The organism is Salinispira sp., assembly GCF_059431795.1.
The window spans coordinates 17,310-34,060 of record NZ_JBXWXS010000003.1 but is presented as its reverse complement, the minus strand read 5'-3'; the positions used below and the strand labels follow the sequence as shown (position 1 = coordinate 34,060).

The following is a 16,751-nucleotide window of genomic DNA, read 5'->3' as shown; positions in this document are numbered from 1 at the left end:
TTTTCGCAAGCACCCTGTGACCAGGTGCCGGGCGGGGCTCAGCAGATAATATATGTGATGTGGAGGTGTTCGCAATGTCTAAAACCACGGTGCAAGAAAGTACAGGAACTTCGGAACTGAAATTCAGAAAGGGAAAGACTTTTCTCCTGGGTTTCGGTTTTCTTGGGGTATCTATAATCTGGTCCATGTACAACGCGTATGTTCCGGTATTTCTGCGGGAAAGCTTTGACTTGAAGTTTACGCTGGTGGGCGGGATCATGACTTTCGATAATATTCTCGCCATACTTCTACTGCCGTTTTTAGGTGCTCTCAGCGATAAAACCCGGAGTCCTCTGGGTAAGCGGCGCCCATTTATCCTGGTTGGAGCGCCCCTTGCCCTGATTTTTTTCATCCTCATTCCCGTGGCAAACTCTTATCAGCGTCTGGGGCTGATGATGACAACCATCATTTTTATGAATGTTTCCATGGCCCTGTTCAGGAGTCCTGTTATTGCTCTTATGCCTGATATCACTCCTTCCAGGCACCGAAGCGAGGCAAATGGAATTATCAATTTTATGGGTGGAGTGGGTGCGCTCCTGGTGTTTTTTGGAGGTAAGCCGCTCTATGACCGCAGCCCTGCCCTGCCCTTTGTGGTTGGCGGTGTGGTGATGTTTGCCGCAAGCATGCTGGTGGTCTTTTTCATTCGGGAGGACAAACCATTTCGGGGTGAAGCTCAGCAGAAACCAATCTCATTTCGGAAAACTCTGGGTGAATTGAAAGACAATCTCAAAGATGTGATCAGAGGAGAGAAAAGCCTCTTGTTCACCCTTTCTGCCATCTTTCTCTGGTTCGTGGGTTTCAACACGGTGGAAACCTTTTTTACAAGCTATGCCAAGTTTTACATGGGTCTTAGTGAGAGTACCGGTGCACTCATCCTGGGGTTTTATTCTGCAATGTTCATCGTTATGGCAATCCCTGCGGGAATAATCGGGAGCAAATTCGGGCGCCGGCGCACCATCACATTCGGTCTTCTGATGCTGATTGTACTGCTGATCACCGCGGTGTTTTTCCGGAGTTTCCTTCCGGTGGCAATCCTCTTCGCCTTTGCCGGTGCATTCTGGAGTATGGTGAATGTTAACTCCCTTCCCATGGTGGTGGATATGACCGTCGCGGAAAAGGTGGGGGGGTATACCGGCCTGTATTATTTTTTCTCCCAGGCAGCAAATATTGTGGCCCCCCCATTGGGTGGAGGGGTCATGGATCTGGCTACCGCAGGTGGCGCAAGACCCGGCGGGTATGTGGCCCTCCTTATATTCGCCTCTGTGTTTTTTGCCGCGGCGATGATTATTATGCTGTTCGTACACCGGGGTGAGGTGGTGAGCCCAGATGCATGATGCTCCGATTCTGGCGCATAGGGGCTATTCCGCAAAGTTTCCGGAAAACACGTTCAGAGCGTTTCAGGCGGCACTGGAGCATGGAGCTGCCGGGATTGAATTGGATGTTCAGAAGACCTCTGACGGTGAGTTCGCCGTGATTCATGACGCCGACTTGGTCCGGGTGTTTGGAGAGCATCGAAAGATCGGCGAAGTGAAAATGGCGGACTTAGTATCTGATCATGGCGAAAAGGATCTTTCTGTACCCCGCCTGGATCTACTGCTGGAGGAACTCAAACCCTATGCCTCGTCAGGAACCATTATCAATGTTGAACTGAAGAGTGAGACAATTACCAGTGATGATTTTCCCCGACTGAATGCACTTTTGACTCCCTGGAAGGGGGCGTACCTGTTTGTCATTTCGGCGTTTAATCATCGGCTTCTGGTGGATTTCGCAAGTTCCGGATACAGGGTGGGAATGCTCGTTGGGGAGGAGCACCGGAAAGGTGGAATCTCTGCACTGGCTGCTGCAATCAGACAGATCCGTCCCTTCTCGATTCATCTTCCCCGACAGATATTTCACGAACTGGGAGGGTTCACCCGTTGGCTTTTATTCTTCTACTTGCGGCTTCACAGTGTGAAGATTGTGTTCTGGACGGTGAACAGCAGGGATGAATTTGCCCGGCTGTCCAGGCTGAGCTGGGCGGTGATCAGCGATTACCCCCGGAAAGATCTGCTGGAACATCCCTGATGCTGAAAAGGGGCGGGACTGCAGCGTATTCCTGAAATTCTTCTTTTGTGATCCGTTCTCTCAGCAGCATAATCCGCATAATGCTTTGCATCCGGATAAACCACCCCGGGCTGATTGCCCCGTCAAGATAATATCGGTGATAGCGTTTGGGTGAAGGGAGAATGCTTGCCAGCCAGGCCGCCTGACCAGGATTTAGTTGGGATGCAGGGATATCAAAGTAATAACGGGCCGCTGCCTGGGCACCGAAAACTCCCGGTCCGAATTCCACAATATTCAGATACAGTTCAAGTATCCGTTCCTTGGGAAGGTGGTAATATTCTTCCATGGCGTACACCAGCAGAACCTCCCTGAGCTTCCGGCTGTATTCCCTGTCAGCGCTTAAATACAGATTTTTCATTAACTGCATGGAAATGGTGGATGCGCCGAAAATGATTTCCCCCTCCCGGAGATTCCTGGCGATGGCGTTACTCACGCTGTCCCAGTACACTCCGTTGTGAAAGAAAAAGCTTCCATCTTCTGCGCTGAGAACAGCTCCTACGAGATAGGGGGAAATTTCATCAATATAGATGTACTCCAGGCGCTCGGTTTCCCCCGGGGACGACGGCCTCCCTCCCGAAGCTGACGTTGCAATTGGTTCTGCGTCGGGCTCTGCGTCGGGTTTGGTGTCGGGCTCTGCAATTATCTTCTGCAGGCCGGGGATTTCCTCTCCCAGGGGACCGTTATCGAAGAGGGCCCAATGGGTGTCCACCCAGGCTGTGCTCCGTTCGCTGTGTTTCAGCATCCATTCCAAATCCGGGCGGCGGTATGGGGGAATATCAACGACAGCCCGGAACCCGGTTTCGGGATCGCTGATTGGATGTGTGCCCCCCCGGGCGAGAACTCCCATATCTACAGGAAGTTCTTCCAGGATCATATCAACAGGAGATACGGAAAAGTGCCAACGGGTATGTTCCAAACTGTATGTGGGGATAAATATATTGATGTTTCCTTCCATGCGGCCCTCCAGCTTTAGGGAGTTCAAGGAGCCCAGAAGAGATTGGGGAATAAGATGAAAAGCGGATTGGAGAGGGACAGCTTCCATTCTGGCGAAAATATTCACCGAAGCAGGGCGAACTGTGAATCTACCCGGGGCTTGCCCGGGTACGGGAAGAAATCCTTTGATATCCAGAATGGGGGAAACAAGAATTCCGTTCAGGCTGAGACTTCCTTCCCGAATCAACAGCCTTCCTCTGGGCGGGTCTTCAACAGGATATGAGGGGGTAAAGGGTTTGGGCAAAACGATGCGTTCAAAGGGAGAGATGCGGCCGGAGAAGCTGTAGCGACCATCATACTTTTCGAATACGCCCCGGAATTCCAGCGTGGATTCAATGGAAAAATCGACCGGACTCAGGCTGGAAAGATTCCCGGAGATTCGGAACTCTGCAGGGGCCTGGAGAGATTCCCCACCCGGGGTTTCAGTATGCATCTGCTCTGGAAAAAGATTCCTGAGAGATCCATAGATGCTCTCAGCCCGGGGAATCCAATTCAGAATTTCAGAAAGCGGGTTGTTCAGCGAAAACTCCATATTCAACTGCCGGTGGGAGTAATCTATTTGACCCTGGAGAAAATTCCGGTCATCCGGCTGCCATGAAAGGGTTATGTGGTCATTTCGGGGATTATGGGAATATACGTTGTCCCCTTCTACCCGGATACTTCGGGGCAGAAGGGATGTGATTTCCCGGTTCCCAAGCCATTGCCAGAGTGACGAGGGGTCGGAAATAATCCGGGAATACGATGGGGGGGATAGAGCCTCCATATCCCGGGAAAATAACAGTTTTCCACCCCAGGCAATGAGCGGCAGACGGATCCGTACCTGATGAAATTCCTGCACCGGTTCAGGATCTGAGGAGCTATTCAGGGCGATGCTGTTGATTCTGATGGTACCGAAAAGGCTCAGCTTGGGTGTGGATACATCCAGTTGATAGGGTATGGAACCTGAAACCCTGTTCCACAGTGACGGGATTATTATCCCGTTGGCGGTAATGATTAACCCCGGCCAGATAAGGATAACGAGGAGAAGTGATATGATGGTGAAGCTGATACGTGGCTTTAATCGTTCTATTTTCATGAAATTAAGCACCGGCTTCTCTACTGTAACATTTCCGGGAAATAATTTACTATCCTGAGCGGAGATAAGGGATGAAAAAGGTTTTAGTAACAGGTGCGGACGGAATGCTGGGAAGCCATGTTTGCCGGGATGTATTGAGCGGCGGCTATGCTGTTCGGGCAATGATTCAGCCCGGAAGGGAAACCGGTACATTGGAAGGCTTGGACCTGGAGCGGGTGACCGCGGATCTTCTTTCCAAAGAAGATGTGTACCGGGCAGTTGAGGGTGTGGATTATGTAATCCATACCGCTGCAAACACCCAGATATGGCCGGGGCGGTCTGAAAAGATTTGGAAAATTAATTTCGATGCGGTGACGTTCATTGCCGAGGCCGTGCAGGAATACGCGGTGAGCCGCCTTATTCATGTGGGCACTGCAAACTCCTTCGGTCCGGGCCCCAGGAATGCTCTTGGAACGGAAGAGAATGGGTATACTGACCGCCGTTATCATCTGGATTACCAGGATTCCAAGCATGCAGCCCAGGAGTACCTCCTCCAAAGACATTCACGGGAGGGATTACCGGTATTGATCCTCAATCCCGGATTTATGCTGGGAGCCTGGGACAGCAAGCCAGGGGCGGGAGCCATGCTCCTTGCCGTTCATGAAGGGCGGACGCCCGGCTATGCACCGGGTGGAAAAACCTATGTGGCCGCTTCAGATGTTTCCCGAACTGCAGTGCAGACCCTGACCCGGGGTCAGGAAGGGGAGTGTTATATTCTGGGGGGCGAAAACCTATCTTACCGGGACGCCTTCGAAATGATGGCCAGGGTTACCGGAGCAAAGGCTCCGTCTATTCGTATACCAGCGTTTGCGGTCTGGCTCTATGGACTCTGGGGGTCCCTCTCTGCTTCCCTGCTCAGAAGGCAGCCGAATTTAACATTGGCCATGGCAAGAATATCTAACGACGACTGCTACTATTCTAGCCGCAAAGCCGTTGAAGAACTGGGTTTCTCACCCACCCCGGTGAGCGAAGCAATGAGGGAATGTTTTGACTGGCTTCGGGAGCACGGGTACACGACGAACCGGTGAACCCCGGGCCGGAAGCTAAATTACCAAAATATCAGGAGTGCAGCTATGAATCAGCAAATCAGTCCCAAGGATCAGAAATATTTCCGGGGTAAGGTTGCCGCGGTGACAGGGGGCGGAAAGGGTATCGGCAGGGAGATTGCCCGGTATTTGGGCGCCGCAGGCTGCAACATAGTCATAACCGGAAGAGATTCCCATGCACTGGAGCGCACAGCAGAGGAATTCAGAGAAGACGGGATTGAGGTTCTGGCAGTCACCGGAGATGTAAGTCGGCCGGAGGATTGCCGCCGGGTGACTCAGCACAGCATAGAACGCTTCGGAAAACTGGATATACTGGTGAATAATGCGGGTATGACCATGCGGGGAATGTTTCGGGATATTTCTCTGGAGCTTTTTCACCGTATTATGGATGTGAATTTTCGGGGAACGGTGAACATGACCAAGCTTGCTCTGGAAGAACTGGAAAAAACATCCGGCTCAGTCATATTCATATCCAGTCTGGCCGGGCTGAAAGGCCTTCCTGCTGTATCTCCATATTGCAGTTCGAAAATGGCGCTTACCGCCCTTGGTGAATCCCTCAGGTCCGAGTACGGGGGAAGGGTGCATTTCGGTACGCTGTATGTATCATTTACCGAAAATGATCCTGAAAAGACCATGTATAATGAGAAAGGGGAATTGATTCCTTTGAAACGGAAGAAAACTTCCAGCAGCCAGAGGGATGTGGCCCGCTCGGTGCTGAATCTGGTCAGGAAGCGCAGGAGATATGCAGTAATGACTGGGGCGGGAAAGCTCGTAAAACTGCTGTACGCACTGGTTCCCAACCTGGCGGAAGAACTGATTACCCGGTTTGCCGGAGGAAGCAATTTATATGCGTACGATAAGCTGGATGAGCGGCGTTGAAACTTAAACCCCGGTTCACCCCTCCGTTTTTTCACATTCTCTTTTCCCTGGCTCTTCCCATAGCGGCCCAGAGTCTTCTCGAGTCATCGGTAAATTTTATCGATACCTTCATGATCGGGCAGCTGGGGGAGGAAAGTCTTGCCGCGGTCGCCCTGGGAAATCAAATATATTTTATTGTACTCCTGATGCTTTTCGGCATCAGTTCAGGGGTGGGGATTTTCGTATCCCAGTATTGGGGGAAAAAAGATGTAAACCGAATCCGGCAGGTACTGGGTATAGCACTTCAGCTTTCCCTTGCCGGTTCGGGGCTTATTGCCCTTTTTGCCCAGTTGATTCCGGAGGGATTGCTTCGGGTTTTTACCGAAGATCCACGGGTAATAGAGCTGGGAATTTCGTATTTGCGCATAGCCTCTCTTTCGTATCCCCTGACGTCTGTGTCCATTAATTTTGCCATGGGTATGCGTTCCTGTGGAGAGGCCCGCCTGCCCCTTCTCGCCACAGCAGCAGGTTTGGTAATAAATGTAGTCCTGAACTATCTTCTCATTTTCGGACAATTGGGCCTGCCGGCTTTGGGTGTGGCCGGTGCAGCTTTGGGTACGCTGATTGCCAGATTCGTTCAAATGTTGCTGATCATGTACTTCGCATACTCCAGGAAACTCCCGGTGGCCGGATCCTTCAGAGAGTTCACTGCCCGGGACAGACTCATGTTCAGAAAAGTGATGAAGACTGCGTTTCCGGTAATCTTGAACGAGATTGGATGGTCGGTGGGCATTTCATTGTTTAACGCGGTGTTTTCCCGGATCGGGACGGAGGTGTTTGCTGCCAGAAATATCGCAGATACCATATTCCGTCTGCTTCTTGTTTTCAGCATTGGTGTGGGGAATGCCTGCTATATAATGATTGGCAACGCCATAGGATCGCGACGGCCGAAGCGTGCCCGAACCCTGGCGGCAAACTACACCTATCTGGCACCAATTCTTGGGGCGGCAACCGGGATTGTGCTTGCAGCACTTGCGGGTATAATTCCCCGCTTTTTCAACGTTTCTGTCGAAACCCAGATCCATGCAAGAAACTTCGTGTACGTGATATGCATGATTCTTCCATTTAAAGCCCTCAGCCTTGTTCAGATCGTTGGAATTCTCCGGGGCGGGGGGGATACCCGGTTCAGTCTTTATCTGGATGTGGGAGGCGTCTGGCTGATCGGCCTGCCTCTGGCATATGCCTCAGGTCTTTTGTTGGGATGGCCCCCCATGCTGGTGTTTTTTCTCGGAAGCTCCGAAGAGGTTGTAAAATCGTTCATCGGCCTATGGCGCACAAGGCAGGGCGGGTGGCTGAATGATCTCACCCGCTAATCCGGCTGCAGTATCAGGATCAAATATTGAGCAATCGGTCAACCAGCTGGTGACCGATCCGTTACCCAGCTGAGAGGGCTCATTGGTTCCTGGAAGATTTAGTTCCCAGAATGAGTACCGGCAGGGCACTCAGGGCTATGCTCGCCATGGCGGTAAAGGTGAGAACCAGGGATCGGTCCGCAAGAAAACCACCGAAGTTCGCAGCAAGGAATATTCCCCCGTTAAACATAAACTGAAACAAAAGGGCCATTCGCGCCCGAAAATTTGGAGCCGATCTATTGATCAGTTCGGCCTGAAGAACGGGAAAGAGCACACCGTGGGCAATTCCGTAAGCAATGCCGGCAATGATGAGGCTCCCGGCGGTCTGCAGTGATGCCACCAGCAGCAGGGCGGCGGGGATCATCAACACCGGCAGGATCAGAATCCGGCGTGCGGAAAACTTATTGAACCAGTGACTTGCAACCAGCCGGATGGTGATTACTGTGGCGGGATATGCCACATAGTAGGGTTTGATCACCCCCACATCTCTGAGAAGCACCATATCGGGGAGAAACCCCAGCATGGTCCCGAAACCGGTTCCAAGGATCAATGCCAGATACAAAAAGGGATAAATTGATCGGTTTTTCAGTGCATCCAGGAAATCCCGTGGACTGGGTTTTGCATGATCCATGTCCGGCCGCTTTTCAGGGAAAATCAGTGATGACAGCGAGGCAATTCCAAGTGCTCCTGCGGCGAACAGGATAAACGCAGAAAAACCGAAGCTGTCGAATAGCCATTCAGAGGTGGATACCCCTGTCATGGCTCCCAGCTGACCCAATACCCCGAACAGGGCGTAGCCTCTTGATCGCTGCTCCGGAGGCAGTACATGGCTGACTGCAGCGGTTAAACTGACCATGGTAACGGTGATCATTCCCCCCTGAAAAAGCCGGGGAATGGCGAAGATTCTGGGATCCGCAGGCTCGAGAAAATAGAAGAGTGCGCTGAGACCGTAAATCAGGTAGCCGGCCATGAGAATGTATTTTTGACGGAAATTGTCCACAAACAGGGCAAGGATCGGCATGAACAGCATACCGCCTAGACCGGTGAAACTCATAATAAACCCCGATGTTCCCGGAGTGTACCCTAACAGGGAGAAATGCTTCGGCAGGAGGGTAAAGCTCTCATGTCCTGCAACACCCGCATAGAGGGCGAATGCCAGAAAAATAAATCCGATACTCAAAGAATTGCGTTGGCTCATAGCGGGAGTATAGATCAGAGCTTCAGCTAAATCATCCCCCGGAGGATATTTTCCCCATCCTGGCACCCGAGGAAAATTTGACGTGGAGGCTGATCCTGCTATGCTTATAGGATAATCAGTTAATAGAACAAGCCGCGCCGGAGGTGCACATGGCCGTTGGACGTATCGGAAAACACAGAAGTTCATCCAGCATGGATTATGCCCGGAATATCCGCAACAAAGGGAATTCAGGACGCTGGAGGGGGGTGCTTAGGGTCATTGCCGGAGTTGTTTTGCTGTCCGCGTTTCTTGCAGGGGTACTTTTGTTTTGGTTCATCCGCAGGCCCTTTCCCCGGTATCGGGGTCAATTCCAGACTCCGGGGCTGAATGGGGAAGTGGAAATTTTCCGGGATACCGACGGCGTACCCCATATTTTCGGTGACAGCATGGAAGATGTAATGCTTGCTCAGGGGTTTGTTCACGCCCAGGACCGGTTCTGGCAGATGGAATTCTGGAGACGTACCGGACAGGGGAGGCTCAGCGAAGTGTTCGGCGAGGATTTGCTCTCCACAGATATGTATCTCAGAACTCTGGGCTTTGCCGAAGTTGCCCGGCAGGAGTATGAGAACCTGGGAGAGCCCTATAAATCCTGGCTTGATGCGTACGCTGCGGGAGTGAACGGCTACATTTCCCAGCGACCATCCGCTGCCCTGGGGCTGGAGTTTGCCGTACTGGGTCTCATCGGCACAGATCTGGAAATTGAACCCTGGACTGGTGTTCACAGCCTCACCTGGGCCAAGATGATGGCCCTGGATTTGAGCCAGAACATGAGCCGTGAAGCCCGTTATCTACGGATCATCCGGGATGGAGGGGAGGAATTGCTCAATATCTTTCTCAGTGAGTACCGCGATGATATGCCTTATATCGTCTCTTCGGAAGAATTGGCGAATTTTCGGGAACAGTGGGAGGTGGATCCGGAAGATTTTCTCAATACTCAATCTCAGGTTTCTTGGGGGCCTGAGGAAATGAATTTGTACAGTGGTTTTCAGGGGATCGGATCCAATAATTGGGCCGTATCAGGTGATCTTTCAGAAAGCGGTTCGGCATTAATCGCTAACGATATGCACCTCGGGGTGCAAATGCCTTCAATTTGGTATGAAATCGGAATGCATATCAATCCCGGATCTGGAGAGACATATGATGTGAGGGGATATTCGTTCGCGGGGGTTCCGGGCATTATATCCGGTCAAAACGGCAATATCGCCTGGGGAATTACCAATGTGGGCGGAGATGTGCAGGATTATTTTCTGGAGCAGATCGACCCGGAGAACAGAAACCGCTATCTGGATGAAGATGGGAATTGGAAGGATATGGCTCTGAGAATGGAGAGTATCAGGGTTCAGGGGCGGGATGAACCGGTCTTTATGACTGTACGCTCCACTGACCGGGGGCCGGTGATTTCGGATATCCCCTTTCTCAAGGATCTGGGGAGTTACCGCATCCTGCCCGATGAGCGGTTTCCCCGCCGGGTGGCAGCTCAGGCAATATCCCTTTCCTGGACCGCACTCCAGCCCACCGGGATGTTTCAAGCGGTTATGAATGTTAACCGTGCTGAGAGCATGGAGGAGTTTCGGAATGCGCTGAGAGGCTGGGATGTTCCCGGACAGAACTTTGTGTATGGAGACGCCGCAGGAAATATCGGGTATCAGACAAGCGGAACACATCCCCTTCGAACCAGTCATGAAGGAAGATCTCCCGCAGTTCCATCGGCGGGTGAAGATTGGGATGGAAGAATTCCATTTGATATGATGCCGGGCCTGTATAACCCCCAGCGGGGATTTATCGTCACAGCAAATAATCCTGTGGCTGCGCCGGGGTATGAGTATCTGATTGGTACGGAGTTTGCCAACGGCTATCGGGCTCAGCGGATTGAAGAGCGTTTGGCGGAACTGGAGGACGGCATCAGTATTGAGGATCTGAAATCGGTACATGCCGATGTCTATACTCTCCACGGGGAAGAGTTCCTCTCCCGGGTAATTGATACTGACGCCCGGCAGGCGGTGGAAGCATATCTGGGCCATGCAGATTGGTTGACGTCCCAGCAGAAAGCCTTGTCTGCAGATCGTATGGAAGCAGGAAAGGAGGTCCCGGCTGGTGGGGGGGCGCCCGGAGGAAAAACTCCCGGTGAACATCCGGAGGATTACAAAAGGCTGATTCAGCTGGTGGAGGATGTTCTGAATCTCTGGCGGGATTGGGATTACCGGATGAACGCGGGCAGCCCCCAGGCTCTGGCCTACGCCTTTGTGTGGCGGGAATTGATTCTGAATACCATGGAAGATGAGTTCCCGGCGGCCGGGCAAGTACGGGGCAGCATCAGCGACTATGAGTCATTTTTTCATACACTTCTTGCCGACCCGGACCATCTGATGTGGGATTATCGTCCCAGTGCCCCTAAAGAGCGTATGGAGGATATTGTATCCCGCTCGGTGGCAGAGGGATTGAAAAAAGCTGCACAGCTGCATGGTTGGGATCCAGCAAAATGGCAGTGGGGGGATGCCCATTTGGTGGAATTCAGAAATGCAACCCTGGGTGAGTCTGGCATTCCCCTTGTAGAATCACTGTTCAACCGGGGTCCATACCCTGTTCCCGGCCATGGAAGTACGGTAAATGTTACCCATTGGGCACTGAACGGCTCCTTCAGAGTGCATTCCATCGCCTCCCAGCGTTCCATTCTTGATGCAGGAAATCCGGATAATTCCCTCTTTATTCATCCCGGAGGCCAGAGCGGCCATCCTTTCCACCGTCATTATGATGATTATATTCACGAATGGGTTAACGTTGAGTATCATCCCGGGCGCTTCTCCCGGAAGGCAGTTGAGGCTGATTCCGCTGGGCGTCGTATTCGTCTGCTGCCTCAGTAAGCGAAGCAGGCATGATGGTATGTGGAGAGCTGCCCAGATGGAGACCGGAATGAAGACGAATTTAACGCCCGGGGAGCTTCAGGCCTGTATCTGGATATGTTGAATGGAATCGCTTTCTGAGAATACATGTCCCATTCTGACCCGTTTGGTGCTGAGGTAGCTGCGGTTTTGCTCAACGGCTTTGATTACTATGGGAATTCTTCTCGTGATTTTCACCCCTTCTTCTTCCAACCCTCGGAATTTCAGGGGGTTGTTGCTCATGAGCTGGATGCTTTCCACCTCCAGAAGGCGGAGAATTTCCGCAGCAATATTGTAGCTTCTTCCGTCCACAGGAAGCCCCAGATGGGTGTTTGCATCCACCGTGTCCAGTCCCTGATCCTGGAGATGATATGCTTTGATTTTATTTAGCAACCCAATATCTCTGCCTTCCTGTTTCAGATAAATAACCAGACCCCGATCCTGTTGGCCGATATAAGCCAGCGCAGCTTCAAGCTGATCTCTGCAGTCGCAGCGTAAGGAGCCCAGAACATCTCCTGTATGGCATTCGGAATGAACGCGGGTTGGAATATCTGCATGACCTTGCACGTTTCCCCTGACAACTGCAGTGTGCTCTTTTCCGTTCTCATGCTCGAGAAATCCGTAAATTCTGAAATCCCCGAATCGGCTGGGCAGCTCTGCTGAATCTATTAACGAAACTTTTCCTGTACGCTGCATACGTTCTCCTTGATATTGCGGTGCTGTAAGGAACTATCTTATAAAGCTACATACATATATGAGGACAAGCAAGAAAAATAGGACGTTTGTCGCGTTTGGCTGATATATTGTGTATGTGACAATTTTATTCGTTGTATATGGAAACTTTGATATTATTTCCGGCGGATATCTCTATGACCGCAGACTGGCCGAGTTTTTCAGCGCCCGGGGGCATACAGTTCGCGTCATCACCCCGGATGAGCTTACTGAAACCTCTCCTCCTGAAGCTCAGGTTTGTATTGTGGATGAGCTATGCCACCCCCATTTCCGGACTGCCCGGGAATGGAATCGGCTTCCGGATTCAGCCGTGAGAGTGGCAATGGTACATCATCTGGCTTCAGACGAGGATCTGCCTTTGGGTAAGCGCATCAGGCACTGGAATTATGAACGGCAATTTTTTCAATTCCCCGATTATGTAATTGTGAATTCCCGCAGTACGGCCGATTCGGTTCGCCGGAAAACTCCGTACCGGGGAGAGATTGGATTGGCTATGCCCGGAAGAGATTCAGGCGATTCCCGGGAAGGAAAATTGCATGAGAGGCGCCCATTTACACAGGGCAAGCTGGAACTGCTGTTTTTGGGAAATGTGATACCCCGTAAGGGCCTTCACCATATTCTCACATACCTGGAAAGGTTCACCCCCGGGGAATTGGTGCTTCATGTGGGCGGACGGCTGGATGCAGATCCGGAGTATGCCGAAAGGATGCGCACGAGGGTTCAAAACTCTGGGCTGAAGGATATAGTGCACTTCCACGGATTTCTTGAGATTGAAACTAAAGACCGGCTTCTCAATTCAGCCCAGCTGCTGGTTGTGCCCTCATCCCATGAGGGGTTTGGAATTGTATATCTGGAAGCCTTGGGGCATGGAGTAGTCCCCGTGGCAGGAAATAAAGGAGGCTCGGGGGATATTATCCGCAGCGGGGTGAACGGCTTTCGCATTAACCCCCATCGTCCCCGGCAACTTCACCGCATCATAGAGTCTGTGAGAACCAGTCCCGAAACCTACTCGAAACTGCAGCAGCAGGCCGTAAAGACCTGGAAGAACCATCCGGATTGGAATGAAACCTTTCGTTCCGTTGGGGAAACCATTGAAGCAATGGCAGCTACCTGAAGTTCATTCTGAGAGCCGCTGGTAATGGGCTATCTTTTCGTCATGAAGTAATGGGGGCAGAGAGACCCGCCCATGCCTGATCGTTTTCCCAAATCCGAATTTCCATCTCTTCTATGCGCTTTAGATCTTCGGCGGTGAGCTGATCTTTGAGGAGGGCTGACAATCTCTGAAAGAAAAAACCGCAAAGATTCTCCAGACTACTGTTCACAGAGGAAAAATAGGGCAGATCGTTGAGGTTTACTCCCCGAATTTCGGCAATATGTGTGTCCCGGATTTTCTCCAGCAGAGCGATATCCAGGGAAAACCCCCGGTCATCTAAAGAATGCAGAGTAAACAGCCATTCCAGCAGATATTCATGTTCATGGGGATGTTTTTCGTACTCGGGTACATCTCCCACCAATGCATGGATGGCGGTAAAGTTCCCCCTGACCCCCACCCGGTATTTCCTGGCAGTTGTTTGAGAAAATTTCGTATCGTCTTTCATACGTATCTCCTTGTAAATAGTCAATCGGGAGTCGCTCTCCCGAACGGTTTGTAGACAGACGCGAGCTAAACACTCTTTGCTTTTATACCAACTCCCGGAAGTAACGGGTATCGGGCTGGGGGCATTCAGTTCGGGAAGTCCGGCACCAGCAGGGGAAGGCCAAGGAGCTCTTCCGAGTCCAGCAGGGCAAAGGCTTCAGAGGCTTTGTTGAAGGGGAAACGATGGGTAATTAAGTCCTCCACAGGAATCTCGTTCAACAATCGTATCACTTTATCCATTCTCCGGGCCTTGTTCCAGTTGCTGCCCATATGGCCTCCCATTGTACTCACCTGACTGCTGATCAACTGAAGTCTCCGGGTATGAAAATCTTTTCCAAGATTTACCGAAATTTCCCGGTCTCCATACCAGCTTGCTACGGTAACGCGGCCTTCAAAGGCTGCAGTTTTCAACAGCGGTTGGAGGGCATCGGGATTTCCGCTGACCTCAATGCACACATCAGCTGTCTTGAGACCGTGAAAATCGACCTGGAACTCACCTTTTGGGAACCATCGGCTCTTCCTGGGGGCGGGATCAATCATATGGATTTCCACCCCGGGAATGGATCTGAGAATACGGGTACAGAGGGTACCAACAACCCCGGCTCCGGTAATAATCACCCGGTCGCCGGGTTGAATCCGACTGTCATGGACGATGGACAAGGCGGTTTCAAGGTGGGGAATAAACACTGCCTGCTCTGTTCCAAGTGCGTCGGGAAGTGGGATGAGTGACTTCTCCCTGAGAACCAGAGCATCGCTATGGGGAGCGAATGCGAAATACCGTCGGCCATTAAGATCCCGAACCACATTGATATAGCCGTAGCTGAACGGATAATCCAGAACCTCGCCGGTAAAGTCCATATCCGGATTGCCAGATCTTCCACGTTCGAAGCGCCCCAGATAAAAATTACGCTCGGTGCCCGGGCTTATGGCGCTGGCAAGGGAGTGCACCGTTAGTTCTCCACTTCGGGACCGGGGCAATGCTTCTTCACGAACCTCCACTTGCTTCAAGCCGGTGAAGTACACCGTCCGGGCAGTGGTTTTTTTGGTACGGACGGGAACTGGGCGGAACTCTTCCCGGGGAGCAGCGGATGATGGAAGCTCCGGCGGCTCGGGGTTCACAATATCCCAGATGATTTCCCTGCCGACAATCCGTATGTCTTCGATCTCGGGGATGAGAAGCTGATTCAGGTTGCTGATTCCCAGATCACCAACCGCTTCCACACCGGAGCCCATGATCTTTCCCACCGAAACAACGGTCATCTTGTGCCAGAGTCCCTGTCTGAGAAGGGATGTGATAATTCCTGCACCGCCTTCCACCATGAGTTTGGATACGCCCCGGGTATTCAGGTCCCGAAGAAGAAGGTCCAGAGGTAATAACGGCGGGCTGCCGTCGGGGGGCTGTGGCTCTTCGTGGCCCCGTTCCAGGGGTATCAGCTCAAAGCCCGCGCTTTGAAGGGCGAGCGCCTGTTCACTGTGGCTTTTTAGATGTTCCGGGCTGCAGTACACGAGTGTCTGTACTTCCCCCGCGCTTTGTGCCAGTTTTGAATCCGGCGGTGTTCGCAGCTGTGAATCAACAATCACTCTCACAGGATCTGTGCAGCCATCCAGCCTGCAGGTAAGAAGGGGATTGTCTTTCAGCACTGTGCCGATCCCAACAAGAATACCGTCATGTTCCCGCCGCATCTGCTGATTCATCTCCAGACTTGCTTCATCGCTGATATATCTGGACTTACCGGTTCTTGTGGCGATGCGCCCATCCAGGGTTTGGGCATAACTGATGGTGATGCGGGGATAGGGCAAGTTGTTACCCATGCTTCGTCCCCCTCTTTTCGAAACGAATGAAAAAATAGCCCGATACTCCGCGGTTTTGAAGCCGTTTAAGGGCAGTTCCCCCTATGAGGTTATCCGTCCAAGGGCTCTGTTTTTTCCGCAGACGAAGAAAACTTACAAGAGCTGAAGCCAACGCGGTCCGCAGATGGTGGGGCCTCATATATGAAGTGAGATCTCTAATCTCGATGCAGGAGAATCCCTCGTCGTTCATCAGACTGAGATAATCTTCAAGAAACGTGTACCCTTTCGCATACCAGTGGTCTACAAATTGTTGGATAAGGCTCCGGTGTGCCGAATTGGTGTTCTGTTTTTTCCCCGAACCTAGAAGAAAATCGTCAATTACTGCGAGCGTTGCACCTGCAGATGAATGGTCGGCAAGGTGTTTTCCCAGCCGGGGATGATCCGGGTTGTGCTGAAGACTCTCTATGGCATACATATAGTCGAATTGTTTCTGGGATTCATACCAGCTGCCGTCCAGGAAATCTGCGGTATGTACATTTGTCCCCAGGTCCCGGGCCATGCGGCTTTGAACCGTGCTGAGGGTAATTCCTGTGTAATCCGCCGTGTAGCTCTCCTGCAGATATCTGATGGTTCCGCCGATTCCGCAACCCAGGTCAAGTATTCTCTCGGGTTTTTTGGTAACAATGTCACCAAGTATGAGCTGGTGACTATAGTTCTCCGCATGTTCGGAGTTCCGTACACCTGGGGGGAAGAGTTTTCTGTGGATGCTGCCCCGGGATCTCCGTTTCCCGCCCGGCAGAAACTTGGGAGTATTGAAATTGTAATAATCAGCCACGGAGGCCGCAAACCCGGCGCTGTGATTGTCCGCGGCAGCTGAAACCTGCCTCTTATCTGCATTCATATACTGCTAA

General features: G+C 51.9%; 13 protein-coding genes. 7 read left to right on the top strand and 6 right to left on the bottom strand.

Translation table 11 applies throughout. The features are described 5' to 3' along the window. Positions 1-74: 74 nt before the first annotated feature. Positions 75-1,373, top strand: coding sequence for an MFS transporter (locus AC52PS_RS01295; protein WP_495561220.1), 1,299 nt, complete (start codon positions 75-77; stop codon positions 1,371-1,373). Continuing rightward, positions 1,366-2,103, top strand: coding sequence for a glycerophosphodiester phosphodiesterase family protein (locus tag AC52PS_RS01290; RefSeq protein WP_495561219.1), 738 nt, complete (start codon positions 1,366-1,368; stop codon positions 2,101-2,103). Before AC52PS_RS01295 ends, AC52PS_RS01290 begins: the two co-directional genes overlap by 8 nt. Here AC52PS_RS01290 and AC52PS_RS01285 read toward each other — a convergent pair. Next, on the bottom strand, positions 2,063-4,210 hold the full coding sequence (locus AC52PS_RS01285; RefSeq protein ID WP_495561218.1) for a transglycosylase domain-containing protein: 2,148 nt from the start codon (positions 4,208-4,210) through the stop codon (positions 2,063-2,065). The genes AC52PS_RS01290 and AC52PS_RS01285 overlap by 41 nt on opposite strands. Before the next feature lie 71 nt (positions 4,211-4,281). On the opposite strand from AC52PS_RS01285, the gene AC52PS_RS01280 reads away from it, so the two are divergent. From AC52PS_RS01280 to AC52PS_RS01270, 3 genes are read left to right on the top strand one after another with little or no spacing between them, the layout of a single operon-like run. Next, entirely contained in the window at positions 4,282-5,277 is a 996-nt protein-coding gene (locus tag AC52PS_RS01280) for an NAD-dependent epimerase/dehydratase family protein (RefSeq protein ID WP_495561217.1), read from the top strand. Positions 5,278-5,322: 45 nt separating this feature from the next. After that, a complete protein-coding gene (locus tag AC52PS_RS01275) occupies positions 5,323-6,174 on the top strand; it encodes an SDR family oxidoreductase (protein ID WP_495561216.1) in 852 nt (283 codons plus the stop codon). Then, complete coding sequence (locus tag AC52PS_RS01270) at positions 6,171-7,526, top strand: MATE family efflux transporter (RefSeq protein ID WP_495561215.1); 1,356 nt, start codon at positions 6,171-6,173, stop codon at positions 7,524-7,526. The genes AC52PS_RS01275 and AC52PS_RS01270 overlap by 4 nt, the downstream gene beginning before the upstream one ends. 79 nt (positions 7,527-7,605) lie before the next feature. Here AC52PS_RS01270 and AC52PS_RS01265 read toward each other — a convergent pair whose 3' ends face one another. Next, the gene (locus tag AC52PS_RS01265; protein WP_495561214.1) at positions 7,606-8,763 is read right to left on the bottom strand and encodes an MFS transporter; all 1,158 of its coding nucleotides are present in this window, start codon (positions 8,761-8,763) and stop codon (positions 7,606-7,608) included. A 149-nt stretch (positions 8,764-8,912) separates the two neighbouring features. On the opposite strand from AC52PS_RS01265, the gene AC52PS_RS01260 reads away from it, so the two are divergent. Next, entirely contained in the window at positions 8,913-11,663 is a 2,751-nt protein-coding gene (locus AC52PS_RS01260; protein WP_495561213.1) for a penicillin acylase family protein, read from the top strand. 78 nt (positions 11,664-11,741) lie between these two features. On the opposite strand, the gene ribA is transcribed toward AC52PS_RS01260, so the two are convergent. Further along, a complete protein-coding gene (gene ribA / locus AC52PS_RS01255) occupies positions 11,742-12,377 on the bottom strand; it encodes a GTP cyclohydrolase II (protein WP_495561212.1) in 636 nt (211 codons plus the stop codon). Positions 12,378-12,492: 115 nt separating this feature from the next. Here ribA and AC52PS_RS01250 point away from each other — a divergent pair, with 115 nt between their 5' ends. Then, complete coding sequence (locus AC52PS_RS01250) at positions 12,493-13,527, top strand: glycosyltransferase family 4 protein (protein ID WP_495561211.1); 1,035 nt, start codon at positions 12,493-12,495, stop codon at positions 13,525-13,527. 40 nt (positions 13,528-13,567) lie between these two features. Here AC52PS_RS01250 and AC52PS_RS01245 read toward each other — a convergent pair whose 3' ends face one another. From AC52PS_RS01245 to AC52PS_RS01235, 3 genes are all read right to left on the bottom strand, one after another. After that, complete coding sequence (locus AC52PS_RS01245) at positions 13,568-14,011, bottom strand: 6-pyruvoyl trahydropterin synthase family protein (protein WP_495561210.1); 444 nt, start codon at positions 14,009-14,011, stop codon at positions 13,568-13,570. Positions 14,012-14,136: 125 nt separating this feature from the next. Next, positions 14,137-15,861 carry a dihydrofolate reductase family protein gene (locus tag AC52PS_RS01240; RefSeq protein ID WP_495561209.1) on the bottom strand — a complete coding sequence of 575 codons (1,725 nt, stop codon included), beginning with the start codon at positions 15,859-15,861 and terminating at the stop codon, positions 14,137-14,139. Next, positions 15,854-16,741 (bottom strand): methyltransferase domain-containing protein, encoded by an 888-nt coding sequence (locus AC52PS_RS01235; RefSeq protein WP_495561208.1) that lies wholly within the window; start codon positions 16,739-16,741, stop codon positions 15,854-15,856. The genes AC52PS_RS01240 and AC52PS_RS01235 overlap by 8 nt, the downstream gene beginning before the upstream one ends. Between the last annotated feature and the right edge of the window lie 10 nt (positions 16,742-16,751).

Bases quoted from the DNA above. Each gene is read 5' to 3' on its own strand.
- AC52PS_RS01295 (WP_495561220.1), top strand. From the start codon at position 75: ATGTCTAAAACCACGGTGCAAGAAAGTACAGGAACTTCGGAACTGAAA.
- AC52PS_RS01290 (WP_495561219.1), top strand. From the start codon at position 1,366: ATGCATGATGCTCCGATTCTGGCGCATAGGGGCTATTCCGCAAAGTTT.
- AC52PS_RS01285 (WP_495561218.1), bottom strand. From the start codon at position 4,210: ATGAAAATAGAACGATTAAAGCCACGTATCAGCTTCACCATCATATCA.
- AC52PS_RS01280 (WP_495561217.1), top strand. From the start codon at position 4,282: ATGAAAAAGGTTTTAGTAACAGGTGCGGACGGAATGCTGGGAAGCCAT.
- AC52PS_RS01275 (WP_495561216.1), top strand. From the start codon at position 5,323: ATGAATCAGCAAATCAGTCCCAAGGATCAGAAATATTTCCGGGGTAAG.
- AC52PS_RS01265 (WP_495561214.1), bottom strand. From the start codon at position 8,763: ATGAGCCAACGCAATTCTTTGAGTATCGGATTTATTTTTCTGGCATTC.
- AC52PS_RS01260 (WP_495561213.1), top strand. From the start codon at position 8,913: ATGGCCGTTGGACGTATCGGAAAACACAGAAGTTCATCCAGCATGGAT.
- ribA (WP_495561212.1), bottom strand. From the start codon at position 12,377: ATGCAGCGTACAGGAAAAGTTTCGTTAATAGATTCAGCAGAGCTGCCC.
- AC52PS_RS01245 (WP_495561210.1), bottom strand. From the start codon at position 14,011: ATGAAAGACGATACGAAATTTTCTCAAACAACTGCCAGGAAATACCGG.
- AC52PS_RS01240 (WP_495561209.1), bottom strand. From the start codon at position 15,861: ATGGGTAACAACTTGCCCTATCCCCGCATCACCATCAGTTATGCCCAA.
- AC52PS_RS01235 (WP_495561208.1), bottom strand. From the start codon at position 16,741: ATGAATGCAGATAAGAGGCAGGTTTCAGCTGCCGCGGACAATCACAGC.